At 59.6% G+C, this 26080-nt stretch carries 26 protein-coding genes; 9 read left to right on the forward strand and 17 right to left on the reverse strand.

Translation table 11 applies throughout. From position 1 onward, the window contains the following. Nucleotides 1-51 precede the first annotated feature (51 nt). The 7 genes from ACGHU1_RS12965 to ACGHU1_RS12995 form a co-directional block, all read right to left on the reverse strand. A complete protein-coding gene (locus tag ACGHU1_RS12965; protein WP_390587584.1) occupies nt 52-1587 on the reverse strand; it encodes a putative bifunctional diguanylate cyclase/phosphodiesterase in 1536 nt (511 codons plus the stop codon). A 196-nt stretch (nt 1588-1783) separates the two neighbouring features. Next, the gene (locus tag ACGHU1_RS12970; protein ID WP_390587587.1) at nt 1784-2647 is read right to left on the reverse strand and encodes a CheR family methyltransferase; all 864 of its coding nucleotides are present in this window, start codon (nt 2645-2647) and stop codon (nt 1784-1786) included. 19 nt (nt 2648-2666) lie between these two features. Then, the gene (gene cheB, locus ACGHU1_RS12975; protein WP_390587590.1) at nt 2667-3791 is read right to left on the reverse strand and encodes a chemotaxis-specific protein-glutamate methyltransferase CheB; all 1125 of its coding nucleotides are present in this window, start codon (nt 3789-3791) and stop codon (nt 2667-2669) included. Beyond that, nucleotides 3788-4153, reverse strand: coding sequence for a response regulator (locus tag ACGHU1_RS12980; protein WP_390587593.1), 366 nt, complete (start codon nt 4151-4153; stop codon nt 3788-3790). The genes cheB and ACGHU1_RS12980 overlap by 4 nt, the downstream gene beginning before the upstream one ends. Nucleotides 4154-4207: 54 nt before the next feature. Then, nucleotides 4208-4660, reverse strand: coding sequence for a chemotaxis protein CheW (locus ACGHU1_RS12985; RefSeq protein ID WP_390587596.1), 453 nt, complete (start codon nt 4658-4660; stop codon nt 4208-4210). Then, on the reverse strand, nt 4657-7092 hold the full coding sequence (locus ACGHU1_RS12990) for a chemotaxis protein CheA (RefSeq protein ID WP_390587599.1): 2436 nt from the start codon (nt 7090-7092) through the stop codon (nt 4657-4659). Before ACGHU1_RS12990 ends, ACGHU1_RS12985 begins: the two co-directional genes overlap by 4 nt. A gap of 60 nt (nt 7093-7152) precedes the next feature. Then, nucleotides 7153-8529: an MATE family efflux transporter gene (locus tag ACGHU1_RS12995; RefSeq protein WP_390587602.1), complete on the reverse strand. Its 1377-nt coding sequence runs from the start codon at nt 8527-8529 to the stop codon at nt 7153-7155. Nucleotides 8530-8641: 112 nt separating this feature from the next. On the opposite strand from ACGHU1_RS12995, the gene ACGHU1_RS13000 reads away from it, so the two are divergent. Continuing rightward, nucleotides 8642-9406, forward strand: a complete 765-nt coding sequence (locus tag ACGHU1_RS13000) for a class II aldolase/adducin family protein (protein WP_390587605.1) — start codon at nt 8642-8644, stop codon at nt 9404-9406. 34 nt (nt 9407-9440) lie between these two features. After that, nucleotides 9441-9998: a (2Fe-2S)-binding protein gene (locus ACGHU1_RS13005; RefSeq protein WP_390587607.1), complete on the forward strand. Its 558-nt coding sequence runs from the start codon at nt 9441-9443 to the stop codon at nt 9996-9998. Here the strand turns inward: ACGHU1_RS13005 and ACGHU1_RS13010 are convergent. Further along, nucleotides 9995-12223: a TonB-dependent receptor gene (locus ACGHU1_RS13010; protein ID WP_390587610.1), complete on the reverse strand. Its 2229-nt coding sequence runs from the start codon at nt 12221-12223 to the stop codon at nt 9995-9997. The genes ACGHU1_RS13005 and ACGHU1_RS13010 overlap by 4 nt on opposite strands. 163 nt (nt 12224-12386) lie before the next feature. On the opposite strand from ACGHU1_RS13010, the gene arsC reads away from it, so the two are divergent. Continuing rightward, nucleotides 12387-12731, forward strand: a complete 345-nt coding sequence (gene arsC, locus ACGHU1_RS13015; RefSeq protein ID WP_390587613.1) for an arsenate reductase (glutaredoxin) — start codon at nt 12387-12389, stop codon at nt 12729-12731. An 18-nt stretch (nt 12732-12749) separates the two neighbouring features. On the opposite strand, the gene ACGHU1_RS13020 is transcribed toward arsC, so the two are convergent. Then, nucleotides 12750-14111, reverse strand: a complete 1362-nt coding sequence (locus ACGHU1_RS13020) for an MFS transporter (RefSeq protein ID WP_390587615.1) — start codon at nt 14109-14111, stop codon at nt 12750-12752. A gap of 108 nt (nt 14112-14219) precedes the next feature. Here ACGHU1_RS13020 and ACGHU1_RS13025 point away from each other — a divergent pair, with 108 nt between their 5' ends. Then, the gene (locus ACGHU1_RS13025; RefSeq protein ID WP_390587618.1) at nt 14220-14858 is read left to right on the forward strand and encodes a class I SAM-dependent methyltransferase; all 639 of its coding nucleotides are present in this window, start codon (nt 14220-14222) and stop codon (nt 14856-14858) included. A 3-nt stretch (nt 14859-14861) separates the two neighbouring features. On the opposite strand, the gene ACGHU1_RS13030 is transcribed toward ACGHU1_RS13025, so the two are convergent. Then, nucleotides 14862-15692 (reverse strand): hypothetical protein, encoded by an 831-nt coding sequence (locus ACGHU1_RS13030; RefSeq protein WP_390587620.1) that lies wholly within the window; start codon nt 15690-15692, stop codon nt 14862-14864. 80 nt (nt 15693-15772) lie between these two features. Between ACGHU1_RS13030 and lipB the strand changes: the two genes are divergently transcribed. Beyond that, nucleotides 15773-16456 (forward strand): lipoyl(octanoyl) transferase LipB, encoded by a 684-nt coding sequence (gene lipB / locus ACGHU1_RS13035; protein WP_390587623.1) that lies wholly within the window; start codon nt 15773-15775, stop codon nt 16454-16456. Between the two features lie 5 nt (nt 16457-16461). Further along, a complete protein-coding gene (locus ACGHU1_RS13040) occupies nt 16462-16830 on the forward strand; it encodes a hypothetical protein (protein ID WP_390587625.1) in 369 nt (122 codons plus the stop codon). Between the two features lie 9 nt (nt 16831-16839). Here ACGHU1_RS13040 and ACGHU1_RS13045 read toward each other — a convergent pair whose 3' ends face one another. Beyond that, on the reverse strand, nt 16840-17952 hold the full coding sequence (locus ACGHU1_RS13045; protein ID WP_390587626.1) for an alkene reductase: 1113 nt from the start codon (nt 17950-17952) through the stop codon (nt 16840-16842). A gap of 66 nt (nt 17953-18018) precedes the next feature. On the opposite strand from ACGHU1_RS13045, the gene ACGHU1_RS13050 reads away from it, so the two are divergent. Beyond that, entirely contained in the window at nt 18019-18936 is a 918-nt protein-coding gene (locus ACGHU1_RS13050; protein WP_390587627.1) for a DMT family transporter, read from the forward strand. On the opposite strand, the gene ACGHU1_RS13055 is transcribed toward ACGHU1_RS13050, so the two are convergent. The 4 genes from ACGHU1_RS13055 to ACGHU1_RS13070 form a co-directional block, all read right to left on the reverse strand. Continuing rightward, entirely contained in the window at nt 18933-20243 is a 1311-nt protein-coding gene (locus ACGHU1_RS13055; protein WP_390587629.1) for a DUF2254 domain-containing protein, read from the reverse strand. The genes ACGHU1_RS13050 and ACGHU1_RS13055 overlap by 4 nt on opposite strands. A 39-nt stretch (nt 20244-20282) precedes the next feature. After that, the gene (gene nadA / locus ACGHU1_RS13060; protein ID WP_390587630.1) at nt 20283-21284 is read right to left on the reverse strand and encodes a quinolinate synthase NadA; all 1002 of its coding nucleotides are present in this window, start codon (nt 21282-21284) and stop codon (nt 20283-20285) included. 73 nt (nt 21285-21357) lie between these two features. Further along, nucleotides 21358-22140, reverse strand: a complete 783-nt coding sequence (locus tag ACGHU1_RS13065; protein WP_390587631.1) for a hypothetical protein — start codon at nt 22138-22140, stop codon at nt 21358-21360. A gap of 91 nt (nt 22141-22231) precedes the next feature. Beyond that, nucleotides 22232-23116: an MBL fold metallo-hydrolase gene (locus ACGHU1_RS13070; protein WP_390587633.1), complete on the reverse strand. Its 885-nt coding sequence runs from the start codon at nt 23114-23116 to the stop codon at nt 22232-22234. A 128-nt stretch (nt 23117-23244) separates the two neighbouring features. Here ACGHU1_RS13070 and glpK point away from each other — a divergent pair, with 128 nt between their 5' ends. Beyond that, on the forward strand, nt 23245-24714 hold the full coding sequence (glpK, locus tag ACGHU1_RS13075; protein WP_390587634.1) for a glycerol kinase GlpK: 1470 nt from the start codon (nt 23245-23247) through the stop codon (nt 24712-24714). Between the two features lie 15 nt (nt 24715-24729). On the opposite strand, the gene ACGHU1_RS13080 is transcribed toward glpK, so the two are convergent. Then, a complete protein-coding gene (locus ACGHU1_RS13080) occupies nt 24730-25236 on the reverse strand; it encodes a DUF1465 family protein (protein ID WP_390587636.1) in 507 nt (168 codons plus the stop codon). Nucleotides 25237-25371: 135 nt separating this feature from the next. After that, nucleotides 25372-25569 (reverse strand): YdcH family protein, encoded by a 198-nt coding sequence (locus ACGHU1_RS13085; RefSeq protein ID WP_390587731.1) that lies wholly within the window; start codon nt 25567-25569, stop codon nt 25372-25374. Between the two features lie 234 nt (nt 25570-25803). On the opposite strand from ACGHU1_RS13085, the gene ACGHU1_RS13090 reads away from it, so the two are divergent. Continuing rightward, the gene (locus tag ACGHU1_RS13090) at nt 25804-25959 is read left to right on the forward strand and encodes a YdcH family protein (RefSeq protein WP_390587638.1); all 156 of its coding nucleotides are present in this window, start codon (nt 25804-25806) and stop codon (nt 25957-25959) included. The last annotated feature ends 121 nt before the right edge of the window (nt 25960-26080 follow it).

Consider the following 26080-nt stretch of genomic DNA (forward strand, 5'->3'; position numbering starts at 1 on the left):
TTGGCACAGCGGGGCGTTGGCGTTGCACGCCCGCCCTGTCATTCTGGCAATCTATACTGTCTTGTTAGAGGCCGCGGCCACGCCGATCTGAGCCTGCGTTTCAAGCAGTTCTTCTTCCTCGTTCTGACGCGCAATCAGATCGTCAATCTGATCGGCTGGCATGGCCTTGTAAAAGAGCCAGCCCTGAATCTGGTCGCACCCTGCCATACGCACCAGTTCCGCCTGTTCGTCGGTTTCCACGCCTTCTGCGGTCACACCCATGTCCAGCGCACGGGCCACCGCAATGCTTGAAAGCATCATCGCGCGGCTACCCTCGTCCTGTCCCGCCTGCACGACGAGGCTGCGGTCGAGTTTCAACTTCTCGAACCGGAACTGGCGCAGAAAACCGATGGAAGCGTAGCCAGTGCCGAAATCATCGAGCGATATGCGCACGCCGAACCCGCGGATCACGTCGAGGCTGCGTTCGGCCACGATAGGATCGAGGACCAGACATGTTTCCGTAACTTCCAATTCCAGTTGCTCGGGCGGATAGCCCGTTTCCTCAAGGATCTCGCCAAGCTTGATCGGGAATTCGGGATTGCGCAGCTGGGCAGCGGATATGTTTACCGAAAGGGTTATGTCGCCCCAGCGCAGTGCATCGCATACAGCCTGGCGCAGGACCCAAAGGCCGATCGGATTGATTATGCCCGACTCCTCGGCGACGGGAATGAATACATTGGGGCCTATTGCTTCGCCGTTCTTGCGGTTCCAGCGCAGCAATGCCTCCACGGCTACTATGTTGCCCTTGCCGGCATCGACAAGTGGCTGATAGGCTAGCTCGAACTCTCCCTCCGAAACGGCGCTGCGCAAGGCATCTTCCAATTCGCGGACGGCATCGCGGCGCTGGTCGAAGGTTTCGTTGAACCACGTACAACGCATCTTGCCGCCGCGTTTCGACATATACATCGCGACGTCGCTGCGGCGGAGCATTTCGGATGAAGACAGACGGTTGACGCTGGTGCTGCGGGCAAGGCCGATGCTGGCGCCAACTGTAATCTGTCGGCCGTCCAGATCAATTGGGACGGCAAGCTGTTCCAGCAATGTGCGGCAAATCCCCTCAAGGATGGTTCCCGCAGCCGGCCCGCCCATGATTGCGGCGAATTCATCACCTCCCAGGCGGTAGCAATGGGCTTCCTCATCGCAGACATCTTCAAGCAGTGCAGCGCACCGTTTGATCAGCTGATCGCCGACCGAATGGCCGTAATGATCGTTGACCTGCTTGAAAGCGTCGAGGTCGATCAGCGCAATCGCGACATCCTCTTCACCATCGGACAGTTTGTCGATATCGATATGCAGTGCGCGGCGATTGGGCAGGGATGTAAGGCTGTCCTTGGTCATCACCTCTGCCAGTTCGCGCACATTGTTCATGCCGGTGCGGCTTAGCAGGAAAATGGTCGCGGCGTAGAGCAGCGCAGCGGCAATGAAGAGCGCGCTCGGTGAAACGAATGTCAACCGGTCGCTGGCCATCACGACCGCGACGATGAGCGCAAAAACGAATGAAAGCACGACCAGCGGGGCGAGGACTAGCCCTGCCGGCGACAATCGCATTGGTTTAACCTTTGCTGGCACTAATCATTCCCTGCTTCGTAGCGATCCCGATCGAGTGCCCCGGCTAGTGGCCCCGAATTTCTATGAGGCAATTCCTAAAGGCGAATGGCTAATTATCAGTAAACCGTAAACCAGCCTGAAAAGCTGTGAGAACGCGGGGAACGCGCTTATGCTGCGGGCTAGAGGTTCGCGCCGCTCAACTGGCGACAAGCAAAGAGGTTTTTGCGGCGCTATGTGATGTCTCGTAGAGGCTGGGCCGTTTTGGAGAGGGGACAAAAGCACGCGTCTGCCCGACCACGGTTTCACCTGCGCCCAGCATCAGAAACCCGTCATCGGCCAGCGCGCAGTGGAGACGGTCGAACGCTTTTTCGCGGGTCTGATGATCAAAATACAAAAGCACATTGCGGCACAAGATCAGATCGAACTTTTGCCGTGTCGGCGGCTCGCCAAGCAGGTTGTGCTGCTGAAAACGCGACATGGCGCGCGTGCCTTCGGCCACTTGCCAGCCCTGCGATGTCTCTTCGAAATGGGTCAGCATCTGGGAAACGCCAAGGCCGCGCTGAACCTCGAACTGGCTGTATACGCCGTTGCGGGCCGAGTTGATCGCGCGATGCGAAACATCGGTACCCAGAATATCGATGGTCCAGCCTTCCCAGCGTTCGCGCATATCCGCGATCAACATGGCAATCGAATGCACCTCTTGCCCGGTCGAACAGCCAGCGCACCAGATCGAGATGTGTTTCGTATCCGCGCGCCGCTCCGCAATTGTCGGCAGGATATCGAGAGGCAGTTGGTCAAAGGTTGGCTTGTCGCGAAAGAAATAGGTTTCGTTGTTCAACAACGCTTCGACCACTTGCTGCGACAGGTCAGGTTTGCCTGGCGTGCGCATCGGGAGGTCCAGCAGGCAAACCAGCTGGTCGATGTTCGAGATACCGTGTTCGCGAAACACGCCCGATAGCGCAGTGGCAACACGCCACCGGCGGCTTTCTGTCAGGTGTTGTCCGGTTCGTTCGGCCAGCAGGTCTGCTATAATCTGATACGAGGCGTGGCTGGCATCCATTAGAAATTTCCCGCCGCGATCATTTGTGAACTGCAGCGAAGGTTTGTTCCATGATAGCCGCGGCAAGATCCTCTGGCGGCGCGACCAGGCTGGTCAAACCGGCCTTTGTCACGGCGCCTGGCATTCCCCAAACCGCGCTGGTTTCGGCGTTTTGCGCAAAGATCGTCCCGCCATTTTCAGACAGAACCCGTGCCCCCTCCAGGCCATCGCGGCCCATGCCGGACAGGATCACGGCGAGGACACGTCCATCACATGCCTCTGAAAGGCTGGACAGCATCGGATCGACCGACGGCATACAGCCGCTCGGCGCGGGTTTGGCTGACGATGTGCAAACGAGCTGATCGCCGCGCTTTCGGATCTCCATGTGTCCGTGACCGGTGGCGATCGTTATCTCCCCGGGAAGGATGGCGGTGCCTTCCTCGGCGATGTTGGTCTTGCGCGCGCTGACCACTTCGATCTGGCGCGCGAACACAGGAACGAACGACGAAGGCAGGTGCTGCGTCACCAGAATAGGGAGATCGAATTTGGCAGGGAGCGTGCGCAGCAAAATGTTGAGCGCATGGATACCGCCTGTCGATGCACCGATGGCGATTACCTTCGGCCGCTTTTTATGCAGACCAGTTATTCCAGGCTTTGACGCCGGTTCTGCCGCAGCTATGCCCTGATCCGCGCCAAGTGCCCTGATCTTGTCCAGCAATTGGTTGCGATATTGTTCATTAAAACCGCCGGGAAGCGGTTTGAGCATGGTGTCGGCGGCCCCCATGGAGAGCGCGGCCATCGTGTGCTCTGCGCCGTCTTCGGTTAGGGATGACACGACCAGAACCTGCGCGCCATCCGCTGTTTCGAGAATCGCGGGAAGCGCCTCCAAACCGCCCATTCCGGGCATTTCGAGGTCGAGCAGGATCACATCTGCCGGTGTGCTTTTCAGCTGGGCGATCGCGCGTTCGGCGCTGCTTGCCGTGGCGGCAACGTTCATGCGCTGATCGCTTTCGACCATGCGTTTGAAAATGGTGCGCACTGTAAGCGAATCGTCGACAATCATCACCCGAACCGCGCCATCACGCCCGGTCTGGGGCGGTCGGGTCTGGGAGGTTTCGGAGCGAGCCGCGCTTGCCCCGTACTTGAACGGTTTGCCTGCGCTCACGCGAAGCCGACCAATTGCAATTTGATCTGGAGAGTTTCGTGATCGAACGGCTTCATCACATATTCGTCGGCACCTGCCGAAATCGCCTCGCGGATGTGGGCCACGTCGTTTTCGGTCGTGCAGAACACGACTTTCGGCTTGTCGCCGCCGGGCCGCTGGCGCAGCTGGGTGATGAATTCGATGCCGGTCATTACCGGCATGTTCCAGTCGAGCAGAACAACGTCGGGCATGGCCTTTTCGCAGGCATCCAGCCCGGTCTGGCCATTATCGGCTTCCTCGACGGTAAAGCCGAGTGTTTCGAGAATATGCCGCGATACTTTCCGGATCACCCGGGAATCATCGACGATAAGGCACGTTTTCATGAACAACCCCTGTTTTTATCGTCATTGGTATGGATCAAAGCGGTAACCATAGGATTAAGCCGCAGCCGAAAGTTTGGCCTGATGCGCATCGGGACCGGCGATTATTGCCGCCAGATCGATCAGCAATGCAGGGCCGGTATCTGTTTCGATCATGCCCGTTGCAACGCGCGACCATTCGGGGCCGAAGCCGCCGCTGATCTGGCCGGGTTCGCCGATGCTGGTGGTGATGTCTTCGATCTTGTCAACGACAAGTGCATAGGGATGCCCGCCAATGGACACGACCGCTGCGCGCGGATCGGCTTCCCATTCGGCGGCCTCAAGACCCAGCGCCAGCCTGCAATCTATAACCGTCAGCGCCTGGCTGCGCATCGCTGTTATGCCTGATATGAAAGCGGGCGATTGCGGAACAGGTGTGATCGTGCCCATTTCGATCACCGACTTCACATCGTGCGCTGGCAAAGCGCAGCGCCGGCCAGCGATCTGGGCCATGACCATAAGTTCGTTCATCGGCTGGATCCTGCGGTTTTGCGCGCTGTGCGAAGGGCATCCAGCAATGCGCTGCGATCATAACGGTAGATGGTTTCATCGTCTGGTGCTGCGTCGGGGACGCTGCGCAGGCGGATCACCGGGTCGGACGGCGGATCATCGGCGAGCGGCGATGCTGCGAAATCTTCTTCGAGCATGATGACCACTTCGGCCGGGTTATCTCCCGGTTTGGAAGAGTTGTCCGCAATTTCGTATCCGGCTGACAGGACCAGCGGTCCCAGAATGGTACGCGCCCAATCCCCCTCTGGCAGCCGGCAGACAGGTTTCTGCAACACTTCGGGTGGCTCGCCGTGCAGCGCAAACAGTTCATGCCCGTCGATCAGCGAAACCGTTTGCGATCCGACCAACGTCACCGCCTCGATCAGCGGATCATCGGCAACCGGTTTGAGATCGCTTTCCAGTTCTACTGCGTCATCGATCTCCCGAACCGCGTGAAGCAGCTCGGATGTTCCGTCGCTCAGGCGCAGGAGACGGACTTTCTCGGATGGGATAGGCCCTTCGGGTAGTCCCACAAGCGGCAGTATCGTGTCATCAATAACCGCGCGCGGCTTTGAACCGGAAAGATCGATTGCCGATGTTGGTGCAGTTTCAATACGCTTGACCAGTTCCAGCCGGACCGCACACCGGCGTCCATCGAAATCGGTGAACAGCATGGCGCGGCAAACAGCGCCTGTTTGCGCGTTTTCCGCTTCTTCGGTTGCCTGACGGACGCGGGTGCGTGCGTTGGATACCAGATCATACCGGCTGGCAATGTTTGTCACATCAAGCAGCAGGATCGGCTGCCCATCATCCAGAAGGGTTGAGCCTGCGTAAATGCCGCTTTTCATGACTGCCGGGGCGAGCGGTTTGACCACCAGGTCGCCGTGCGAATGGATGCTCTCCACGGCGAGCGCAAACAGGTCACCGCTGGCCAGCCGCAGAAGAACCATCGTATGGTCGCCTTCGGAAATGTCGCCGCTTTCTATTCCCAGCACTTCGGATAACATCAGGCATGGCACGCGGTCGCCGCGGAATGTGACCAATGCAGTTTCGCCCACGCGCGTGAAATCGAGCGCCTTGGATGAGGCGTGAATGATTTCCTCGATATAGCTTTGCGGAACTGCGAAACGCTGATTATCGACTACGACTGTCAGTCCTGCGATAATGCTGAGCGTAAGCGGGATTTGCAGGGTAAACATCGTGCCAGCGCCCGGCTGGCTCGACACTTTTATGCTGCCGCCCACTTTTTCCAGATTTTCACGAACAACATCCAGGCCCACGCCGCGCCCTGATACGCTGCTAACCGTTTCGGCGGTCGAAAAACCGGGCTCGAAAATCAGCTGGAGAAGCTTTTCGCGGCTCATTTCGGCGATCTGCTGCGTGGTTACAAGGCCGGTGCTGACCGCCTTGGCTGCAATGCGTTCTTCGTTAAGCCCCGCGCCGTCATCGCTGACGACGATTGAAATCGTATTGCCTGATTGGCGCGCTGCGATCGACAGCAGGCCAATCTCCCGCTTGCCTTCCTTCAGGCGGGCAGAAGGTGCCTCGAACCCGTGATCGACAGCATTGCGGATAATGTGCGTGAGCGGATCGCGCACCATTTCAACCATTTCGCGGTCGAGTTCGACGTCGCCGCCTTCCAGATCAACCATCACCTGCTTGCCAAGTTCAGCCGACAGGTCGCGGACAAGCCGGGGAAGCGCGGCAAACAGCGTCTCAATCCGCTGCATCCGCATTCGCGTGATAGCATCGCGGACATCGGAAAGAATGGTGGTGAGACGTTCAAACGGACCATCGATGGTTGGTTGGTTACCCGCCTGGCGCAACCGGTGGCCCAGATCATTCCGTGCAAGGACCATGTCGGACACGCCGCTCATCACCCGGTCCAGTAGATCGACCGGCAGGCGAATGCTGCGCTGGACCGCTTGGCCCCCTTCGGTGCGTTTGGGTGCAGGTGGGGCGTTTTCGCCATTGGTTGCGGCGGTTTCAGGTGGGTTTGGAAGGGCGGTGTCCGCAAGATCTTCGAACGTCAGATCAGAAGCTTCCTCATCATTGCCGAGCGCCGCAATCAGCGCATCGTCGCCGCCTTCGGGATATTCCTCGCCCGCTTCGATGGCATCCACCATCCCTGAAATCGTATCGATAATGGCGAGCACCGCGTTGACCAGCGCGCTATCGGCATTACGCCGCCCAGCGCGGCAATCGGCCAAAGCATCCTCCGCCGCATGGCTGAGGCTTGCAAGGCGCGGGAAGTCGAAAAAACCGCAATTGCCTTTAACCGTGTGGACGAAACGAAAGATCGTATCGAGGCGCGCACGATCGGACGGATCGGCTTCCCAGGCGACGATTTCGCCCTCGCTTGCTTCCAGCATTTCCCGTGTTTCGGCGACGAAATCCGCCAGCAGGTCGTCCATAGCCCACGCGTCCCTGTTCTGATCATGCGGATGTTATGGAGCAGGATGGTTAACGAAGAGCTACTGGTTCTGCTTTCTTGGGCGAACTTTCAACACGTAATAAATCAACCCCGCACCGGTCACAGCGCCAAACACATTTGCAGCAAGTTCAGCGGTGTAAATCGCCGCGCTGCCCCAACTTTCCTGAAGCAGCCACGCGGCTGGCAGCATCACCAGAAACACCCGGCCAATTGACTGCATCAGCGCGTATTTCGCCTGATCGATAGCGTTGAGGATACCATTGGCGACGATCAGCAGGCCAAACCCGGCATATCCCCAAGCCGCGATGCTCAAGTAAAGCGCGAATTCATCGATCACGGCTGCGTCTTCGGTAAAAAGCTGCGCGAACCATTCGCCCGCTGCAAACAGGACAATTGCCGTCGCGAAGCCCCACGCAATGCAGAACCCTGCCGCATACAGTGCTGCTTGCCGTGCCCGGTCATATTCGCGTGCGCCCCAATTTTGACCGACAATGCTCCCGATTGCTCCTGAAAGAGCGAGCAGCGGTACCGTGGCAAAACTTTGCAAACGGCCCGCTGCGCCAAATCCGGCAACCGCATCCTGTCCCGCGCTCGCGATAAAGGCTGTGAGGATCGATAGGCCGATTGGGTTGATCGCGTTTGAAAACGCAGCCGGTCCTGCCACCTTGATGATCGCCTTGGCCGGATCGACCAGCGTCGAGCGTTTCAGCAGTGTCAGGTCGAGCGGGATGGGGGTGCTTTTGACCAGCACCATTGCCATCACTGCGCCGCAGGCCCAGCCGATGATTGTGGCATAGGCCGCACCGATAATCCCGAACCCTTCGAACCCGAACGCGCCGGTAATGAGCAGCGGATCGAGGATCCAGTTCGCTGCTGCATAGGTGAGCGATACATAGCTTGTCTTGCGCGCCTCTCCCTGTCCGCGCAGCACGCCGTTGAAGCCCATGATGGCTAGGATCAGCGGGAAACCGAGCGCGAATGGCTGCATGTAGGTGCGGATCAGCGGCAAGAGGTTTTCAGGCGCGTTCATCAGACGGAACAGCGGGTCCAGCAACAGAAACAGGGTGAGGCCCATGACGAGGCCGCACAGCACCGCAAATACTATGCCGAAATTCGCGCGGCGCGCCGCCTTGTCGTCATCCCCTTCGCCCAAGGCGCGCGAGACAACTGAATTAATCCCGACCATCACCCCCACTCCGAGCGATGTCAGTGCGACAGAGATCGGAAAGATAAATGATATTGCCGCCAGCGCATCGCTGCCCAGCTTTCCGATGAAATAGGCATCGACCAATCCGATGGACATGATCGCGGCCACACCGATGATGGCAGGCAGGGTCTGGCTGACAAGGTGACCTGGTATGCTGCCCCGCACCAGTTTGGCCGACGAATTGTCCGGTGCAGTTTCAGCGTCGCTCATCACGGGCTCGCCTAGCCGCGCGTCTGGGCCGAGGTAAAGCGAAATGCTTGCGGCGGGGCCCTTGCCCGTGCGATATACGCAGCAAGACAAAACGATTTATGGGAGACCGCCCGTGGCGACACAGCTCAAACCGAATATCGAATGCAGCAAGGAAGAGTGGCAGGCCCGGCTGGACCTCGCGGCGTGTTACCGGATTTTCGATCATCTCGGCTGGTCGGAATCGATCTATAATCACATATCGCTGAAAGTGCCGGGGGAAGAGGACACTTTCCTCATCAACCCGTTTGGACTGCTTTATGATGAAGTGACTGCATCGAACCTCGTCAAAATCGATGTCGAAGGCAACAATGTCGGCGGATCGCCATATATGGTGAACAAGGCCGGATTCACCCAGCACGCGCATTTTCACAAGCATCTGGGCGAGCGTGCGGACGCGATTTGCCATGTCCACACGACCGAAACGATGGCGGTGTGCAGCCACGAAGACGGCCTGATGCCGACCAATTTTTACGCCTGCAATTTCCAGAACCAGATCGGCTATCACGATTTTGAAGGCGTCACCGTCCGCGCGGAGGAAGGCGACCGTCTGGTTGAAAATCTCGGCAGCAAATCGATCCTGATGCTCCGCAATCACGGCCCTGTCGTGATGGACAAGACAATCCAGGGCATGTTCGTGAAGATGTGGGCCCTGCAGCGCGCCTGCGAAATTCAGGTTGCGACCGTGGGCATGGGCAAACCCAACGTCGTGCCGCAAGAGGTTGTCGACGTGCACCAGCGCGACCTTTCGGTGATGCAAGCGCAGGGTGGGGCAGGTGTCTTCGATTTCGAAGCATGGAAGCGCCGCGTTGATAAGATCGACGACAGCTGGCGCAACTGAAGCACGCGGTTGCTGACAGGATAAAGGTGCGCCTATGCCGCGCATGACCGTGAATGAACGGCCGGTCGAATTCGATCTCGATCCCGATATGCCGCTGCTTTACGCGCTGCGTGAGGCTGCGAACCTGACCGGCACGAAAAGCTGCGGCGGCGGAGACTGTGTGGGTGCGTGCATGGTGCTGGTCGATGGAACCGCGCTGCGTTCGTGCCGGATCACCATTGCCGAGGCGGAAGGGCGCTTCGTCACGACGATCGAAGGGTTGTCGCGCGATCGGTCCCATCCAGTTCAGCAGGCGCTGGTCGCTGAACAGGCGGTTCAATGCGGTTATTGCACGCCGGGTATCGTGATGGCGGCTGCGGCCCTGCTTCAGCGCAATGTCGCGCCCAGCAAACGGGAGATCGAAGCGGCAATCACCAATTTGTGCCGCTGCGGGGTATATCCCCGGCTCGTGGAGGCCATCCAGCGGGCCGGGCGTGTCATCCAGCGCGGCGAAAGCATTAGCGCTGCCCCCGCGCCGGGTATCAGCGCTGCAGATGCGGCAGCCACTGTCCCGGCGCTAGGGAGCGGCTCCCAGCCCGATAGCGGCTCCTAGAACCGGCCCGTCACGGCAAAGCGGGCGTTGATCGGCGCACCGACTGTTGCCTGTTGGGTGGACTGCGATGTCGGGAAATACAGCGTATCGGTCAGGTTTTCGACATTCACCTGCAGGCGCAGGTTGTCGCTGACATTGTAATACGCTGCCGCATCGACGCGGGTGTAGGCGGGCAACACGGCGCGCGTCGTGACGCTATCGCCGTTTGCGCCGACATAGGTAATCTCGCCGTTGGTGATGAAGCTTTCGCCCTGATGCGTGAGGCCCAGGCCAATGCCGAACCGGTCGGTGACCTCCACATTGTTCCAGATCGAGAACATGTGTTCGGGCAATTCGCGCGGGCGCAGTCCTTCATTGCCGAATTCGTCCACCTGCACTCCGTCGAGGAAGCTGTAGCCTGCCTGCATCGTCCAGCCGGGCATCACCTCGCCCTGCGCTTGCACTTCGAAACCCTGAATGTTTGAATCGATTACATCGAGCGTTTCGGGATCAAGATCGTTTGCCTGCGGAGAGCTCTGCTCGATATCGAATATTGCCGCCGTCAGGCTCAATCCGAAGTCGAGATCCCATTTGATCCCGGCCTCGAGATTGACGAACGTGTCCGGCGCCAGCGCGTCGTTGTCACCATTGATATTGGCGTATTGTTCGCCCGAACGCGGCAGGAAGCTCTCGGAATAACTCGCATAGATCGAGATGTTTTCCTGCGGTTTGATGATGATGCCGCCGCGCGGGGAAAACTCTTCATCGCGGCGGGTCCGGATTTCGCTGGCCACGACATTGTTCACCTCGATGTCGAAACTGTCATAGCGCCCACCGACCACGACGTGCAGCCAGTCGGTGATCTCGATCTCGTCTTGGATATACAGTGATACAACGTCGATATTGACGCGCGTATCGTCGTTGAGGTCAGTAAACCGCGCGCTGGTTGGAACACCGTCGGCGTTGATGCCGACACCGCCGGAAAGGGCGATGGGGCGCTGGATAAGGAATGTTTCGGTGTCATCGTCCGATGTGTCGAAGACGGGATTGAACCGGTTCTGATCCGATGAAGTGCTGATGTATTCTCCGCCGAACAGGAGCGTGTGACTGATCGCGCCAGTTTCAAATTCGCCGACGAGGTTGCCGGACAGGATCAGGTTCTGCCGCTCGGTCGTGTCGATATACCCGTCCAGCGTTACCTCGTCCGGCGTCGCAAGCTGATTGTAGGCCGACGCGTAATAGTTTGAATACACCTTGTCATAATCGCCGTAGAACGCGGCGACATTGGCTTTCCAGCTGTCCGAAAACTGGTGCTGCAAGTTGGCGCGCAGCAGATGCGCTTCGAGGTCGGAGAAATTCTCCAGCTCATCGCCGAACATTATGTCTTCGAATTCTTCGACCGGGCGGCCATCGAGGCCGGTGGGGATGCCGCGATCAATAAATCGGTCATGACTGGCGAATTCATATGACAGGTCGAGCAGCGTATCCTCGCCCAGCGCGAGGCGGGCGGTCGGGTTAAAGCCGATCCTTTCGCCGTCATAAAAATCGCGGTGGTTGTCGAGGCTTTCGTAAGACGCGTTGACGCGCAAGGCAGCCGTTTCGGAAGCAGACAGGTTGATGTCGCCCTGAACGCTGTAGGCGCCGAATGTATCGACCGCGACCTGACCGCCGCCGAATGTTTCGCCCAGCTCGCCTTTTTTGGTGACGCGGTTCAGGATGCCGCCGGTGCCGCCGCGGCCAAACAAAAGAGCGTTGGGACCGCGCAAGATTTCGACCTGAGTAAGATTGTACAGCCCGCGATAATATTGAACGTCATCGCGAACACCGTCGATGTAAAAGTCGGCAGTGGAACGGACGCCGCGAAAGACGATGGAATCGCGGTGCCCTTCGCCCTGGGAATTGTTCACACCCGGCGTGTAATCGACAATCTGGCCGATACTGTCGAAGCCGCGCTCCAGAATTTCGTCCTGAGTGGTGATGGTCACCGACTGTGGGACGTCGATAATGGGGGTGGGCGTCTTAACCGAGTTCAATTGATCGGAATAGAGAACATCGCCGCGCACCTCGATCTGGTTGCCGCCATAATCGGTATTGTCGGCGGTATTTGTGCCGGTATTTGCGCCCGTATTCGTAACCGGAGCCGCGCATGCATTGGGTGCGGTTTCCGCCGGATTTTCGGCTGCCAGCGGGAATGCCATTCCTGCACAGCCAAGGAGCAGTGCAGTGCGTGGTATGCGGAGAATCATCGTGTCCCTTTCCGTCTCTGCAATCCGCGCTATTGCAACTTATTATCAACTGCAAGATTAAACTTGCGAAAAATTCTCAATAACAGACAGGGGCGCTGGATGTGGCAATTCAGCCGCACTTTGGCTAGGCCATGACGTTCAACGCCGAGATGGAGAAAACACGGTGAAAGCGACAATCTGGCACAACCCGAAATGCGGCACCTCGCGCAAGACGCTCGCCATTCTTGAAAACCTGTCGAAGGTTGAACTGACCGTCGTCGAATATTTGAAAGACCCGCCCACCCGCGAAAAACTGGCCCAGCTTTACAGCGATGCCGGCATCACTCCGTCAGAGGGGCTGCGCGTTCGCGGGACCGATGCGAAAGAGCGCGGCCTGACCGGTGCTGATGCGGACACTGTGCTGAATGCGATGGTCGATGATCCGATCCTGATCAACCGCCCGATTGTCGAAACGGAGAAAGGCGTGGCGATCTGCCGCCCGCAGGATGAAGTGCTCAAACTGCTTTAGTATTCAGCGCGATGGAGCTTAGTCTGCGGTGAGGATTTCATCGCTCGTCAGACTGCGCCAGCCAAGGATGAAAACCAGCAGGCACAGCGCGATCACCAGCCCGAAACCGAGCCAATCGCTGATCCCGTACAGCCCGACGCCCAGCGCGGGCGCATAGATAAAGCTTGCGCCCGCAACGCTCGCGACAACTCCGGATGCTTGCCCTTGCTCGGCGCGCGATACGGCGAGCGACGTGCCAGCCGTGGTGCCGGGGCGGAACAGCCCAAAGCCGAGCGAGGCGATCGCGTAGCCGGTGGATAGCGCAAACACACTATCCGCAGCGCCAAGAATTGCCGTGCCGAATGCGGCGACGAGCATTCCCGAAAGCGTGGCGGCGCGCGGGCCGATCTTGAACCGCGGAATCACGCCCCATTGGGCCAGCAGCGTTGCCAGCGCGCCGAACACCAGCACCAGACTAACCAGAGCTGCGCCTTCTTCAGGGCTATCCCGCAGGCCCAGTCTATCAAGCACCAGAAAGCCGGTGATCCCCATGATCATCGCCTGCGCGTGACCGCCCAGCAGGGCGGCAATCACCCACGGGCGCAGGCGCGGCTCAAACCAGCGTAGCCGCGTTTCTGAGCCGGGCGGGGCGGGCAGGGCATCGTCGTCTTCGTGATCTGTGTGCCGGTGGTTGTCGTCCGGTTGGGTCTGCCCTGCGTCGGGCATACCATATGTCTTGCCGCGGGCTGCAAATTGCGGCTCGTCATTCGGCAGGCGAAACCGCAGCAGCACCAGCGCAATCACGCCGATCAGGGCAAAGCTGATGAACGGGCCGGTCAGCCCCACTCCAAGAAACGAAACCACCATCAGCGGCGCAAGCACTGGACCGATCACAGTGCCAAGGCCAAAACTGGATGCAATCAGCGAAAGCGCCTGCGTGCGCTCTGCACGCGGCGTGCGCGAGGCGACATAGGCCTGAACCGCTGGCGGAGCGGCGCTTCCGAACCCGCCATAAAGGCTGCGTGCGGCGGCAAACGCGATCAGGGTCCAGAATGCGGTGATCCAGCCGGCAAGGCCTGCCCACAGGACCAATCCGCACAGCCCCATCGAAAAGATAAAGCCGGTGAGGCCCAGCGCCATCATCGCCTTGCGCCCGCGCCGGTCCGAACGGCGAGCCCAGATCGGAGCGCACACGACCCACAGCAGCGCCGACCAGCTGTAGGCCAGACTGATCCAGAAATCGTCAACCTCAAGCGCGGTGCCAATCGACGGCATGACCGATTGCATGGCGGTGTTACCCGCTGCCGTGACCAGCATGACCGTGAACAGCAGGCCCATACGGCCGGTAGAGATCGCCGACCCTTCGCGGGTGTCCGATAATGGCGGCGCTGCGTTGTTCATCGTGCGCTGGGCTAAGCCAGCAGATGCACACTTGCAATCGGATATGCGGTCTGCGAATTTCCGTGCAGAGGCAATCGCTTGGTCCGATTGCGGGTTTTCGGAGGGACAATGACCGGAAATATTTCGGCAATCAGCAAGCGGCTCGGTCTGCGGTCGCGCTGGCGCCGCTATGCGGATCAGTGGGCCGTATTCTTTCGCGGATTTATCGAGCATCCGCGCATGGTCGGTTCGATCATACCGTCGTCCCGCTTCACAATCCGCCAGATGCTTGGGCCGGTAGACTGGGGCAAATGCGAGGTGTTTGTCGAATATGGTCCAGGTGCCGGGACGTTCTGCCATCCCGTGCTTGAAAAAATGCGCGGCGACGGGGTCCTGATCGCGATCGACACCAATCCGCTCTACGTCGAATACCTGTCCCGCACGATCCGCGACCCGCGTTTTCACGCAGTGCTGGGTTCAGCGGAGAATGTGGGGACGATCCTATCTGATCTCGGCATAGAGAAAGCCGACTATGTGTTGTCCGGCCTGCCGTTCTCGACCCTGCCAAAGGGGGTGGCCCCGGCTATCGCAAAGGCGACGCATTCGGTTCTGAAACCGGGCGGCGGCTTCCTCGCTTACCAGTTCACGTCTGCGGTGCGCGACGAATCCGCACCTCATTTTGACCGGATCGACGAAGGGTTCGAATGGCTGAATGTCCTGCCATGCAAACTGTACTGGGCCTGGAAAGGGCAGTCAGCGGAAACCTGACCACTAATCGAAAGTCGAAGTGAGCTCGGTATCGGACGGACCGGCCAACTGGCCATACATGGCCACCGCAAGGCCCGAGACGATCATGCCCACAATCATGCCGAGCGCGCCGTTCGTCAGGCCCAGGATCAGCATCGCCGCCGTGCTGTCACCCGCAATGGCCGCGATCAGGCTGAATATCGAGGTGATCAGCAGCGCGATAACCATGTAGGCGGCAAGCAGGATGCCCCAGAACAGCAAGATCGACCATTGCTTCGGTCCCGTCATTTTGAAACTGCCCAGCACCGCCTTGATCGGGTTCAACGTGTTTTCAAACACGAGCACAGGCAGGCTCATCGACATGCGGGCGAGCAGGTAAATCACCACGGCAAGGATCAGCACAGCTGCGATAATGGCGAGCGATGCCATGCCCGAAAGACTGGCGATCACCCCTATGGGGATCGCGACGATCATGGCCGCGATGAAATAGCACAGGATAAAAAGGATCAGGATGCCGAACGCGCTCGGCACGATTTTCAGGCCGGTTTTGATCGCCTGACCGACCGTTGGCCGATCATCACCCATCAGCGCCACCATCGCCCCGTAACCGGCGAAGGAAAACACCATCGAAATAAGTCCATAGGTGATCAGCGGCCCGGCCATTTCGGCCATTCGCGCCGTAACCATGTCGGGGTCTGCGCCGGGTTCCATCAACGCCTGCAGGTCTGGGACGAGCAGATAAAGCGTCACAGTCGGCAACAGCAGGAAGATACCCGCGATCACCGCCAGCAGGCCAAAATTGTCGCGCACCAGCTCAATTGCCCGCGCCCATGTCGTGCTCATATCGAAATTCATTGCCACCCCGTGCGCATGACGCGCCTTGTATCTTGATCTGGTCCCTTGATCTGTGCCTTCAATGCCCCCACCAAAGGAGGATGGCAAGCACCGCACTCGAAAGCGCGCCGGATACGGCGATTGAATGGAAGCGTGATACCGCGCAGGTGCCCTATCGCGCGGCGCTGGAGGCGATGGAGGCCCGCAATGCGGCGATTGCATCGGGCAAGGCAAGCGAACTGGTATGGCTGCTGGAGCATCCGCCGGTTTACACCGCCGGGACCAGCGCCGATGTCAGCGAACTGGTCAATCCGCAATTCGAAGTGATCGAGGCGGGGCGAGGCGGGCGCTACACCTATCACGGGCCGGGCCAGCGGATCGGTTACCTGCTGCTGGACCTCAACAAACGCGGCAAGGATGTGCGCTGTTTTGTCCATTCGATTGAAGGCTGGGTGATCGATACCCTGTCCGATTTCGGTGTCCAGGCGTGGCGCGCACAGGGCCGTGTGGGGATATGGACGCGCGACATCGACGGGCGCGAGGCAAAGATAGGCGCGATTGGCGTGCGTGTGCGGCGCTGGGTCACGATGCACGGGTTTTCCGTCAATCTTGACCCTGATCTGGCGCATTTTGGCGGGATTGTGCCGTGCGGGATCGAAGAATTCGGCGTCACCAGTCTGGCCCGGCTCGGCAAAAAGGTGTCAGCCGATGAATGGGACGCGGCCCTGATCGCCCGCGCGCAGGGATTTCTTGACGCGCTCGCCAAAACCGGGCGAAAGGCGTGACCATCATGAAGATAAAAGCGACATTCGCGCTGACCGCGCTTGCCCTGCTCAGCGCCTGCGGATCGGACGATCCGGCGCCTGATAATGGAACACCGGCAGATGGCGGAGCGCCAGCGGGCGAAGTGCTGGGCGGAACGATCAGCGACGATATGCTGGCGCTCGATCAACTGACTTCGCAATCGCCGCCAGCAGAGGCGAACGGGGATATGTCCGGCGCGGCCGACACCGCTTCGTCCGATGCGCCCGAGCCGCCCGCCGACACACTGGTGCGCGGACAGCCGGCCAGTGCTGCCGAGCCGCCTGCGCAAGAGCCGCCGCCCCCGCCCGAAACCGCGCTACCGGTTGCACCGGCATTGCGGCCTGAGGCGGAGTAACCGGCGCAATCAGGCGGCGTTAGCGGCCTTCTCTTCTCCCAGCGTCGGGTAATCGATATAGCCTTCAGGAATGGGGAAGTACCAACTTTTAGGCACGTCCTTGTTCGGGTTCAAATGCGCGCCCACCGCGATCCGTTTTTCCAGATCGGGGTTGGAGATGTAGGGGCGGCCAAAACTGACCGCATCGCATCTTCCGCTCGATACATCCTCAGCGGCTTCCTGAGCGGAGTAATCCGAATTCAGGATCAGCGGCCCGGTGTAATTGGCGCGCACCACGGCATCCTGTTTGGGCACATCGGTGCTGCCGAACGTGCCGTCCGGTCCCGGCTGGCGCAGCTCGACAAAGGCCAGGCCCAGTTCTTCACAAACCTTGGACGCGGCGCCAAAAGTGGCGGCAGGATTGCTATCGTCCGCCCCTTGGGAATCGCCATTGGGTGACAGGCGAATGCCGACGCGGTCTGCACCCCAGACATCGATAATCGCCTCCAGCACTTCGCGCATGAAGCGGGTGCGTTTTTCCGGCGATCCGCCATATTCGTCGGTGCGCAGATTGGTGTTGTCGCGCAGGAACTGGTCGATCAGATACCCGTTCGCGCCGTGCAACTGGACCCCGTCAAAACCTGCCTCTTTCGCGTTTTCGGCAGCGCGGCGATAATCGCTGATCGTGCGATCAATATCCTCTTTTGTCATGGCTCGCGCCTCCACATAAGGCTGCTTGCCTTCGGGAGTGTGCGCGGCACCCGGCGCGGTTGTCGCGCTGGCAGAGACGGGCGGATTTCCATCAAGGAACACGGGATGCACGATCCGGCCCATATGCCACAGTTGCATGACGATCAGGCCGCCCTCGTCGTGAACGGCTTTGACAATCGGTTTCCATGCCTCGGTCTGTTCATCGCTCCAGATGCCCGGAGCCGATGGCCAGCCCAGCCCTTCGCGGCTGATGCCGGTCGCCTCGGTCAGGATCATGCCTGCCCCGGCGCGCTGCTGGTAATAGGTTTTCATCAGGTCATTGGGCGTGAACATCGGATCGGCTGCGCGCCCACGCGTGAGCGGGGCCATGAAGATACGGTTTCGCGCCTCTAACGCGCCCATTTTGAGCGGCTGGAACAGAACGTCTTGCATGGTGATTTTATACTCCTGCTGTTTGGTCGGCTATTCACTTGGGTCTTTGCGCGTTAGGGCGCAACCATGGAAAAAGAGGGGCGCCTGCAAGAAAAGGTTTGGGATGCGCGCGCCGCGCTGCTCCTGCTCGCCCTGCTTGTCGGCAACATGGCGCTGGCGACCGGTCCGTGGCTGGTTCGGCTGACCGATACGGGGCCGGTAAGCGCAGCGTTCTGGCGGCTGTTCCTTGCGCTGCCATTCCTCGTCCTGTTTGCGAAGGCCGCGGGCCAGAAACTGTCGGGGATGCCGCCAAAGACGTTGACCCTTATCGCCATTGGTGCGGCGGCGTTCGCGGGCGATCTGGCAAGCTGGCATATCGGTATCGGCATGACCCGGCTGGGCAATGCGACGCTGTTCGGTAATGCGGGCTCTATCATCCTGCTGTTCTGGGGATTCATCATCGCGCGCACCGCGCCGCGCGGACCGGAATGGCTGGCAATTATCTGCGCGCTGAGCGGGGCGAGCATCCTGCTGGGACGCAGCCTTCAAATCTCGGCGGAGACTTTTGCAGGGGACCTGTTCTGCATCGCCGCGGGCCTGCTTTACGCTGTCTATCTGTTAACTTTGCAAGGCGAGCGGGTGCGGTTCGGATCGTGGAGCCTGCTGGTGTGGGTCAGCATCTTTGCCTGCCCGATCCTGCTGGGTCTGGCTTTGGCTCTGGGCGAGCCGGTGTGGCCGACGGATTGGACCCCGGTGCTGATCCTGTTCATCACCAGCCAGCTGATCGGTCAGGGGCTGCTGGTCTATTCGCTTGGCCATTTTCCGCCACTTATTATCGGCGTTGCCTTGCTTACGCAGCCGGCGCTGGCGGCGGTGATCGGGTACAGCGTGTTCGGAGAGGTGCTGAGCGGGATCGATATCGCCGGGATGGTGCTGCTGGGCAGCGCGCTGGTTGTCGCCAGGGCCGCCCAAAACAGGGCAAAGCAAGGCAGGCAGTCGCTTTAGCTTAGCGCGCGTGTGAAATCATCATGCCGCTCTCGCACGGCCTGAAGATCGGGGCCGGACAGGGCAATTTGTGCCTGCGTCATCAGCAGGTCGCCTTGCTCTTTAATCGATGCGCGTCGTCCGGAATGAGAGATCGGGACGGCGGCGTTCTGCAAAACGTCCAGCATCACGATCGCAGCATTCGGGCTGGACGATACGGCGCTGCGGATCGATCCGAAGCCGCGTTTCAGGTAATGCGCGAAATCATCCGACATCGGGATAACCGGGCAATCCTCGGCATCTTCCCCGCACACATCTTTTCGCAAGTCGCGGCGCCCGATCTCGCTGATCGACGCGCCCAACCAGTGCAGGGCAGTGATTGCGGTAAAGGGGTCGTTGATGCCCGGAGAGAGCGCGCGCAGACCGATTTCAACCAGTTCGTCGATCAGGAATTGCGGGTCCTGTTCGGGTGTGCGCACCGGACCAAGGGTGAAATCTTCACGCACGCTTTCGCAGATTTCTTCAGGATCGCAGCCTTTGATCTCCATCAGCGGCAGATCGCGGTGCACGAAATCGCCCGTCCTGACCTTTAGGGAGAACGTGCAGCCGCAATCGCGTGCCTTTTTCTCAAGGTCTTCGAAATCGATCATCTGGACGTATCCGGTGCCCCGCGCCTTCAGGGTCTTGCCGCCCTGGGATTCGAGCGCCTCGGCAAATTCATCCTCGACAGGATAGGTGGTGCGGATCGCTTTCAGCAGGCGGGTGCCGATCGCCTCCAGCACTTTGTTGATACGGATGGACGATGGGACGTGGTTTAGGAAAAAGACTAGAACGCCGACACAGACCACCATCAACAGATAGGCGACCAGCAGCGACAATTGCGGGGCAAAACCGGGTAAGGAGTCCGCGCCCGCGGCTGCTGCCGGCGATTCATCCTCCGCGCGCACCGACCGCAGAACGATCAACGCGTAGACAAAGGTGCCGATAAAGGTCGCAAGGCTGACCTGGTTGCGGCGATCTTCCATGAAGTTGGTAAGCAAGCGCGGGCCGTAAGTGCCGCTGGCATAGCTGACTGCGACAATCGTGATCGAAAACACGGTGGATGCAACGCCGATCATCGCGCCGGCCATGACAGTCAGGATATCGGCAGCACCCTTTGGCCGCACAGAAACCAGCCATTCCGCATCATTAAGCGGCTGGCTAAAGCCGGACCGGTCCAGATACACCATCACAAATGCGAGCAGCGCCGCAAGGATCGAAAACAGCGCCGGGTAAAACCAGTAGTTGGCGTTAAGGCGCGCCCAGAAGAAACGGATTTCCGCAGTCATATCGCGATCAACGCACCAAAACGCCGATAGGGTGCAGGATCAGTCCGCTTTAAACGGGACCTGACCCAGATCACCTAGGCCAACCGTGCCGCCTGCCATGCCCAGCATCCGGTCGAGGCTGGCTTTCGCTTTCAGGCGGATGTCTTCCTCAATCTCGATCTTCGGCGTCAGGTCGCGCAGCGCGGTATAGAGCTTTTCCATCGTATTGAGCGCCATGTAGGGGCAGATGTTGCAATTGCAGTTTCCGTCCGCACCCGGCGCACCGATAAATGTCTTTTCCGGCAGCGCCTTTTCCATCTGGTGCATGATGTGCGGCTCGGTCGCCACGATCAGCGTGTCGCCATCGAAATTCTTTGCGAATTTGAGGATACTGCTGGTGGAACCCACGTGATCGGCATGGTCGATGATTGCAGGCGGGCATTCCGGGTGGGCCGCAACCGGCGCGCCGGGATGTTGCTCCATCAATTTCAGCAATTCGGTCTCGCTAAACGCTTCGTGCACGATGCACACGCCGGGCCACAGCAGCATTTCGCGGTCGAACTTGCGGGACAGCCATCCGCCAAGGTGACGGTCGGGACCAAAAATGATCTTCTGATCGCGCGGGATCTGTTCAAGGATGGTTTCCGCGCTGGAAGATGTCACGATGATATCGGAAAGCGCCTTCACCTCGGTTGAACAATTGATGTAAGTCAGCGCGATGTGATCGGGATGCGCTTCGCGAAATGCCTTGAACTTTTCAGGCGGGCAGCTGTCTTCGAGCGAGCAGCCTGCATCCATATCAGGCAGGATCACCGTCTTTTCAGGCGACAGGATCTTAGCGGTATCGGCCATGAATTTCACGCCGCAAAACGCGATGACATCCGCGTCGGTTTCAGCCGCTTTGCGCGACAGCTCCAGACTGTCGCCCACGAAATCGGCGATGTCCTGAATGTCGGGCGTCTGATAATAATGCGCCAGGATCACCGCATTGCGATCTTTGCGCAGCCGGTCAATTTCAGCCAGCAGATCGTCGCCGCTCGGAATTTTGCTCTCAATGCTCATGCTGTGATCCGTCGTGATTTCAGTTCGTCTTCGATATAGGGCGATAGCCGATTAATTCGAGCGAAAAGAGCGGTTATATGCTGAAGCCGGGCGGTAGGAATGCCTCAATCGGGCGCTCTGCGCCGGGCGTGCCGGCAACCACCCATTCGGTTACGGCAATGCCAAGCGGCGAATAGGCAATGCCCATTGAGATGGCGAAAGTGACGGCATATGCGCCGATGCCCCACCAATATGCCGGGTGTACGCGGCCATCCCGGCGCAGGTCCGCAGCGATGCCGATGACCGGGAAGATGAAAGTTGCAAACGTCGTAATCAGCCATGCGTTCGGGATCATCAGCGGAAGGGGAAGCAGCCGGCCCAGCCCCGGTCCCGTCAGAATGGCCATCGCGCACAGCATCAGCCGCCTGTGCCAGCCGGTGTAGCGCCTGCGCTGCAACGCCCACAGTGCAAGCGCGCCGAAGCACCACAGGACCATCGTGTTGCTCCAGAGGAATTCCGACTTGTGAAAGAAGAACGGCCCGCCGCTGCGCTGAGCGACTACGATCATGATGACGCTGCCGGTCAGAACCATAGCAGGCACAAAGATATATGCCGCCATGCCCAGCGACGCGTGCAGCGCGCGATTGCCGCTGGATATGGTGACATGCTGCGCAAGGTAGAGGGCGATCCACCCCATGAAAATCACGCCGTGCAGGTGATAGGGCCACGGCACGTCGAAGCTGGATCGGCCCATGGATAGCTGAACCGAAAAACCGGCAATGATGATGAGTGACATGACAAATGCCATGACGGTGAAAAACCGCGTGTTTTCGATTGCCGGACCGCTAAGTCCCGCTGCCGACGCTACGTTTTGCATGATGCTCCCCCCGGATTCCTAGTCCGAGGGCCTATCGCCAGTTTTCAGGGTTTGCTTGTCGGTTTGCGCCAAATACAGACGCGCGCCGATCTTAGATCGTGCGCCAGATTTCCACGCCCGCTTCATGCGACCGCGCGGCGAGTGAGCGTTTTTCAAGGTCGATCAGATGCGCTGTGACGCTCATCTCGGCCGCCGGGATAAGGCGTTCATCCAGCCCTTTGTACATGTACGGGATAAAGGCCGAAACCGCGCGCGGCTGTTCGTTCATCAGGCGGATAATCTGGTTTTCGCGCTGGCGACGATGGCCGATCATGCCGCGCACCAATTGGCGCGGCTTTGTAATCGCTGCTCCGTGCGCTGCATGATAGACAGCATCATCGCGAGCCTGCAATTTCTCCAGGCTCAACATGTAATCGCCCATGTCACCGTCCGGCGGGATGACGACGCTGGTTGACCAGCCCATGACGTGATCGCCAGTGAACAGCGCACCGCTTTCTTCCAGTGCGAAACAGAGATGGTTCGACGTGTGGCCGGGCGTCGCGACTGCCGTCAGCGTCCATCCCGTACCGCGCATCTGCTCGCCATCCTCCAGCACCCGGTCGGGCGCATAGGTCGTATCGAACGCCTCATCCGCGCGCGGCAGATCGGTTTTGAGAACCAGCGGCGCGCAGCCGACGATCGGCGCGCCGGTCTTTTCAGCGAGCGGAGCCGCAGCCGGTGAATGATCGCGGTGAGTGTGGGTGCACATGATCGCGCTGACTTGTGCATCGCCAACAGCGCGCAAAATGGCATCGATGTGCTCAGGCTCATTCGGGCCCGGATCAATCACCGCTACGTCGCTTTCAGCCCCGATTACGTAAGTCTGTGTTCCGGTGTAGGTATAGGGTGAGGGATTGGGCGCCAGCACGCGGCGAACCAGCGGTTCGAGCAGCTCGGCCTCTCCGGTGGGCCACGGTTTGGGGGGTATACCAGCCATCTTTCAAGCATATGGGCCGCAGCGCATCATCTGTCGAGTGCCGCTGTTTCTGCCCGCATATCGGCGGCACAAACCTTGCGATGATCGTATGACGGGTTAGGAAAGCGGGTAGCAATAAGGGGTCCGCCATGTCCGACTATATTCTTGTCCTCGATGAAGGCACTACGTCCACGCGCGCGATGCTGTTTGCCAGCGACGGCGTATTACAGGCCTCGGCGCAAAAGGATCTTTCGCAGCATTACCCCAAGGGCGGCTGGGTAGAGCATGATGCAGCCCAAATATGGGCACAGACGCTCGCCTGCGCGCGCGAGGTGATACCGGCAGCCGGCGGCGCGGCCTGCATCGCGGCTATCGGCATCACCAACCAGCGCGAGACGGTTGTCGCGTGGGACAAGGCCACTGGAGAGCCGCTGACCCGAGCCATCGTGTGGCAGGACCGGCGCACCGAACCGCTATGCGCCAAGCTGCGCGATGGAGGCCATGAGGCCGAGGTGCAGCAACGCACTGGCCTGCTGCTCGACCCCTATTTTTCGGGCACCAAAATGCGCTGGATGATGGACAACGTGCCCGAAGTGCGCGCCGCATCGGAGAAAGGCACGCTGGCGTTCGGCACCGTCGAAAGCTGGCTTGTATTCAAACTGACCGGCGGCCAGCATATCAGCGATGCCAGCAATGCCAGCCGCACCATGCTGCTGGAACTGGCGGGCGCGCAATTCGATGCGGGGCTGTGCGATCTGCTGGGCGTGCCACATGAGGCTTTGCCGCACGTGACCGATATGTCGGGCGATCTGGGCGTGACGGACGCCTCTTTGTTTGGGCGCAAGATCCCGATCACAGGCCTGGCAGGCGACCAGCAATCGGCGACCATCGGACAAGCGTGTTTGTCACCCGGAGAGACTAAGGCGACCTATGGAACCGGCGCGTTCGTGCTGACCAATCAGGGCGCTGTGATCCCGCGATCGTCGAACCGGCTGCTGGGTACAATTCTGTCGCAAATCGGCGGAGAGCGGACATACGCGATTGAAGGATCGGTCTTTGTCGCGGGCAGTCTGATCCAGTGGCTACGCGATTCTCTGGGCATCGTGGAAACCGCCGCTGAAACAGAGGCGCTCGCCCGTTCGCTCGGCGATTCTGGCGGCGTGACCGTCGTTCCTGCGCTCGCCGGGCTTGGTGCGCCGCATTGGCGGGCAGAGGCGCGCGGCCTGATCAGTGGGCTTAGCTTTGCAAGCGGAAAGGCGCATGTAGCCCGCGCCGCGTTGGAGGCGATGGCGCATCAGACGCACGATTTGGCGACGGCCTTCGCAGCGGACGGCACATCGTGGGAAACGCTGCGGATTGACGGCGGAATGGCGGCCAATACGTGGATGGCGCAGGATCTCGCGAACATGCTGGGCATTCCGGTCGAACGCCCCGCCTTTGTCGAAACAACTGCATTGGGAGCCGCGATGCTGGCCGCTGCCGGAGCGGGGCTTTATTCCGATTTGTCGCAGGCAGCAGAGGCAATGGCTGGCAACAGGACGCGGTTTGTACCGGATTTGCCGGATGATGTGCGGCAGGAACGGCTGGGCCGTTGGAAAACCGCATTGGCTGCGGCCTGATCAAGCTGAACGGCGTCAGCCGCGCTGTGAACGCCCGGCAGCTGACTGATCTGATTGCGGCATTTCGATGCGCCCCATTTCCTTGCCGATGCGGTGCTGGAATGCGCGTGCAGGCGATCCCATGTCGAACCCCTGACGCCACGCCTGATCCAGTCGGGCGATGCGGCGATGCAGCGTCTCGGTCTCGCTAATCAAGACGCAGGTTTCCGGCTCCAGCATGGCTAGCTGCGCCGCGTCCGATGGCCGGTCCACGGGCAGTGCGCCGTGATTGCGCACCTGATTTTCATTCAGTTCGCCGGAAAAGAATGCACGCTGGTTCAGCAGCCATGCGAGCAGATGCATCATGCGCGTCGTGGTTTTCAAACCCTCTGTAGAGAGCGCGAGGCGGATTGCCGTGTTCTCACCGGTAACCGGCTCTCGCACACCTAGCGCGAAAACGGCGCGAACCTCATCCGCGAGGACCAAAGCCTCGCTGTAAAGCGCCTCGATAATTGGGCGGGAGAGATTGCTGGTGCGTGCCATGAGGTGCCGCGCTACCCACACCGAGGCCGCCCGACCAGATCGACATGGTTATTTTCCGCATACGATTTGCCTACGTCCCAGCGCGGGACAGAATTGGGCCTGCGTTAGCGATTAAAAGTTAGCAAACCGCCGTAATTACGCGATAATATCGGGCAGCAAGACATCTTCGATAATCGAAATTTGGTCCTTTAGGCGCAATTTTCGCTTTTTTAGCCGCGCGATCTGCAGTTGGTCTGCTGACGCTGCTTCGGTCAGCGCAGAGATGGCCGCGTCAAGATCGCGATGTTCTGTCTTGAGCAATTCCAGCGTCTTGGTCAGCTCTTGCTCGTTCATGTCGATCGTGTTCCCCAGATGCGATGCATCTACGCCCGTTGTTTCGGGCCGGTCTGATTGATGCGCACGCGAAAACGGTTCGCCGCGCATTTACGCAAAGCCATCGTTTCACCCAAATGAAGAGCTTTGCAACCCATGGCAGATGTGGTTTTATCGATATCAGCGGCCCGGTTGCTTGGGTAGCCGAGTCGTTTTCCCGGGGGCATCCCCCCGATAATCTTTAGGAGAACCTGTATGGCATCGCCCCACATCAACGCACTCCAATCCAAACATGCCGGCCTCGACGCGAAGCTTCGCGAAGAATTGGCCCGCCCGGTGCCTGATGCAGCGACGATCCAGCAGATCAAAAAACACAAATTGCGATTGAAAGAAGAGATACGCGGCGCCTGACGACAAGGTGCCCGGCCTTTTCTGACTGCTTTCCCGCCTGACGCAATTCCCGCAGCAATTTCGGGTGCTTGCCCAAGTTTTGCCGTGCGGGAGGCGAAGGCAGTCCGGTCGCAAATGATTG

It is taken from the genome of Erythrobacter sp. MTPC3 (assembly GCF_042854385.1).
Classification (GTDB): domain Bacteria; phylum Pseudomonadota; class Alphaproteobacteria; order Sphingomonadales; family Sphingomonadaceae; genus Erythrobacter.

Bases quoted from the DNA above. Each gene is read 5' to 3' on its own strand.
- ACGHU1_RS13070 (WP_390587633.1), bottom strand. From the start codon at position 23,116: ATGGCTGGTATACCCCCCAAACCGTGGCCCACCGGAGAGGCCGAGCTG.
- ACGHU1_RS12990 (WP_390587599.1), bottom strand. From the start codon at position 7,092: ATGGACGACCTGCTGGCGGATTTCGTCGCCGAAACACGGGAAATGCTG.
- ACGHU1_RS13030 (WP_390587620.1), bottom strand. From the start codon at position 15,692: ATGAATTTCGATATGAGCACGACATGGGCGCGGGCAATTGAGCTGGTG.
- ACGHU1_RS13040 (WP_390587625.1), top strand. From the start codon at position 16,462: ATGAAGATAAAAGCGACATTCGCGCTGACCGCGCTTGCCCTGCTCAGC.
- ACGHU1_RS13045 (WP_390587626.1), bottom strand. From the start codon at position 17,952: ATGCAAGACGTTCTGTTCCAGCCGCTCAAAATGGGCGCGTTAGAGGCG.
- ACGHU1_RS13050 (WP_390587627.1), top strand. From the start codon at position 18,019: ATGGAAAAAGAGGGGCGCCTGCAAGAAAAGGTTTGGGATGCGCGCGCC.
- ACGHU1_RS12985 (WP_390587596.1), bottom strand. From the start codon at position 4,660: ATGAACGAACTTATGGTCATGGCCCAGATCGCTGGCCGGCGCTGCGCT.
- lipB (WP_390587623.1), top strand. From the start codon at position 15,773: ATGGCAAGCACCGCACTCGAAAGCGCGCCGGATACGGCGATTGAATGG.
- ACGHU1_RS12995 (WP_390587602.1), bottom strand. From the start codon at position 8,529: ATGAGCGACGCTGAAACTGCACCGGACAATTCGTCGGCCAAACTGGTG.
- ACGHU1_RS12970 (WP_390587587.1), bottom strand. From the start codon at position 2,647: ATGGATGCCAGCCACGCCTCGTATCAGATTATAGCAGACCTGCTGGCC.
- ACGHU1_RS13025 (WP_390587618.1), top strand. From the start codon at position 14,220: ATGACCGGAAATATTTCGGCAATCAGCAAGCGGCTCGGTCTGCGGTCG.
- ACGHU1_RS12980 (WP_390587593.1), bottom strand. From the start codon at position 4,153: ATGAAAACGTGCCTTATCGTCGATGATTCCCGGGTGATCCGGAAAGTA.
- ACGHU1_RS13085 (WP_390587731.1), bottom strand. From the start codon at position 25,569: ATGAACGAGCAAGAGCTGACCAAGACGCTGGAATTGCTCAAGACAGAA.
- ACGHU1_RS13090 (WP_390587638.1), top strand. From the start codon at position 25,804: ATGGCATCGCCCCACATCAACGCACTCCAATCCAAACATGCCGGCCTC.
- ACGHU1_RS13065 (WP_390587631.1), bottom strand. From the start codon at position 22,140: ATGCAAAACGTAGCGTCGGCAGCGGGACTTAGCGGTCCGGCAATCGAA.
- ACGHU1_RS13005 (WP_390587607.1), top strand. From the start codon at position 9,441: ATGCCGCGCATGACCGTGAATGAACGGCCGGTCGAATTCGATCTCGAT.
- nadA (WP_390587630.1), bottom strand. From the start codon at position 21,284: ATGAGCATTGAGAGCAAAATTCCGAGCGGCGACGATCTGCTGGCTGAA.
- ACGHU1_RS12965 (WP_390587584.1), bottom strand. From the start codon at position 1,587: ATGCGATTGTCGCCGGCAGGGCTAGTCCTCGCCCCGCTGGTCGTGCTT.
- ACGHU1_RS13020 (WP_390587615.1), bottom strand. From the start codon at position 14,111: ATGAACAACGCAGCGCCGCCATTATCGGACACCCGCGAAGGGTCGGCG.
- ACGHU1_RS13010 (WP_390587610.1), bottom strand. From the start codon at position 12,223: ATGATTCTCCGCATACCACGCACTGCACTGCTCCTTGGCTGTGCAGGA.
- ACGHU1_RS13080 (WP_390587636.1), bottom strand. From the start codon at position 25,236: ATGGCACGCACCAGCAATCTCTCCCGCCCAATTATCGAGGCGCTTTAC.
- ACGHU1_RS13055 (WP_390587629.1), bottom strand. From the start codon at position 20,243: ATGACTGCGGAAATCCGTTTCTTCTGGGCGCGCCTTAACGCCAACTAC.
- glpK (WP_390587634.1), top strand. From the start codon at position 23,245: ATGTCCGACTATATTCTTGTCCTCGATGAAGGCACTACGTCCACGCGC.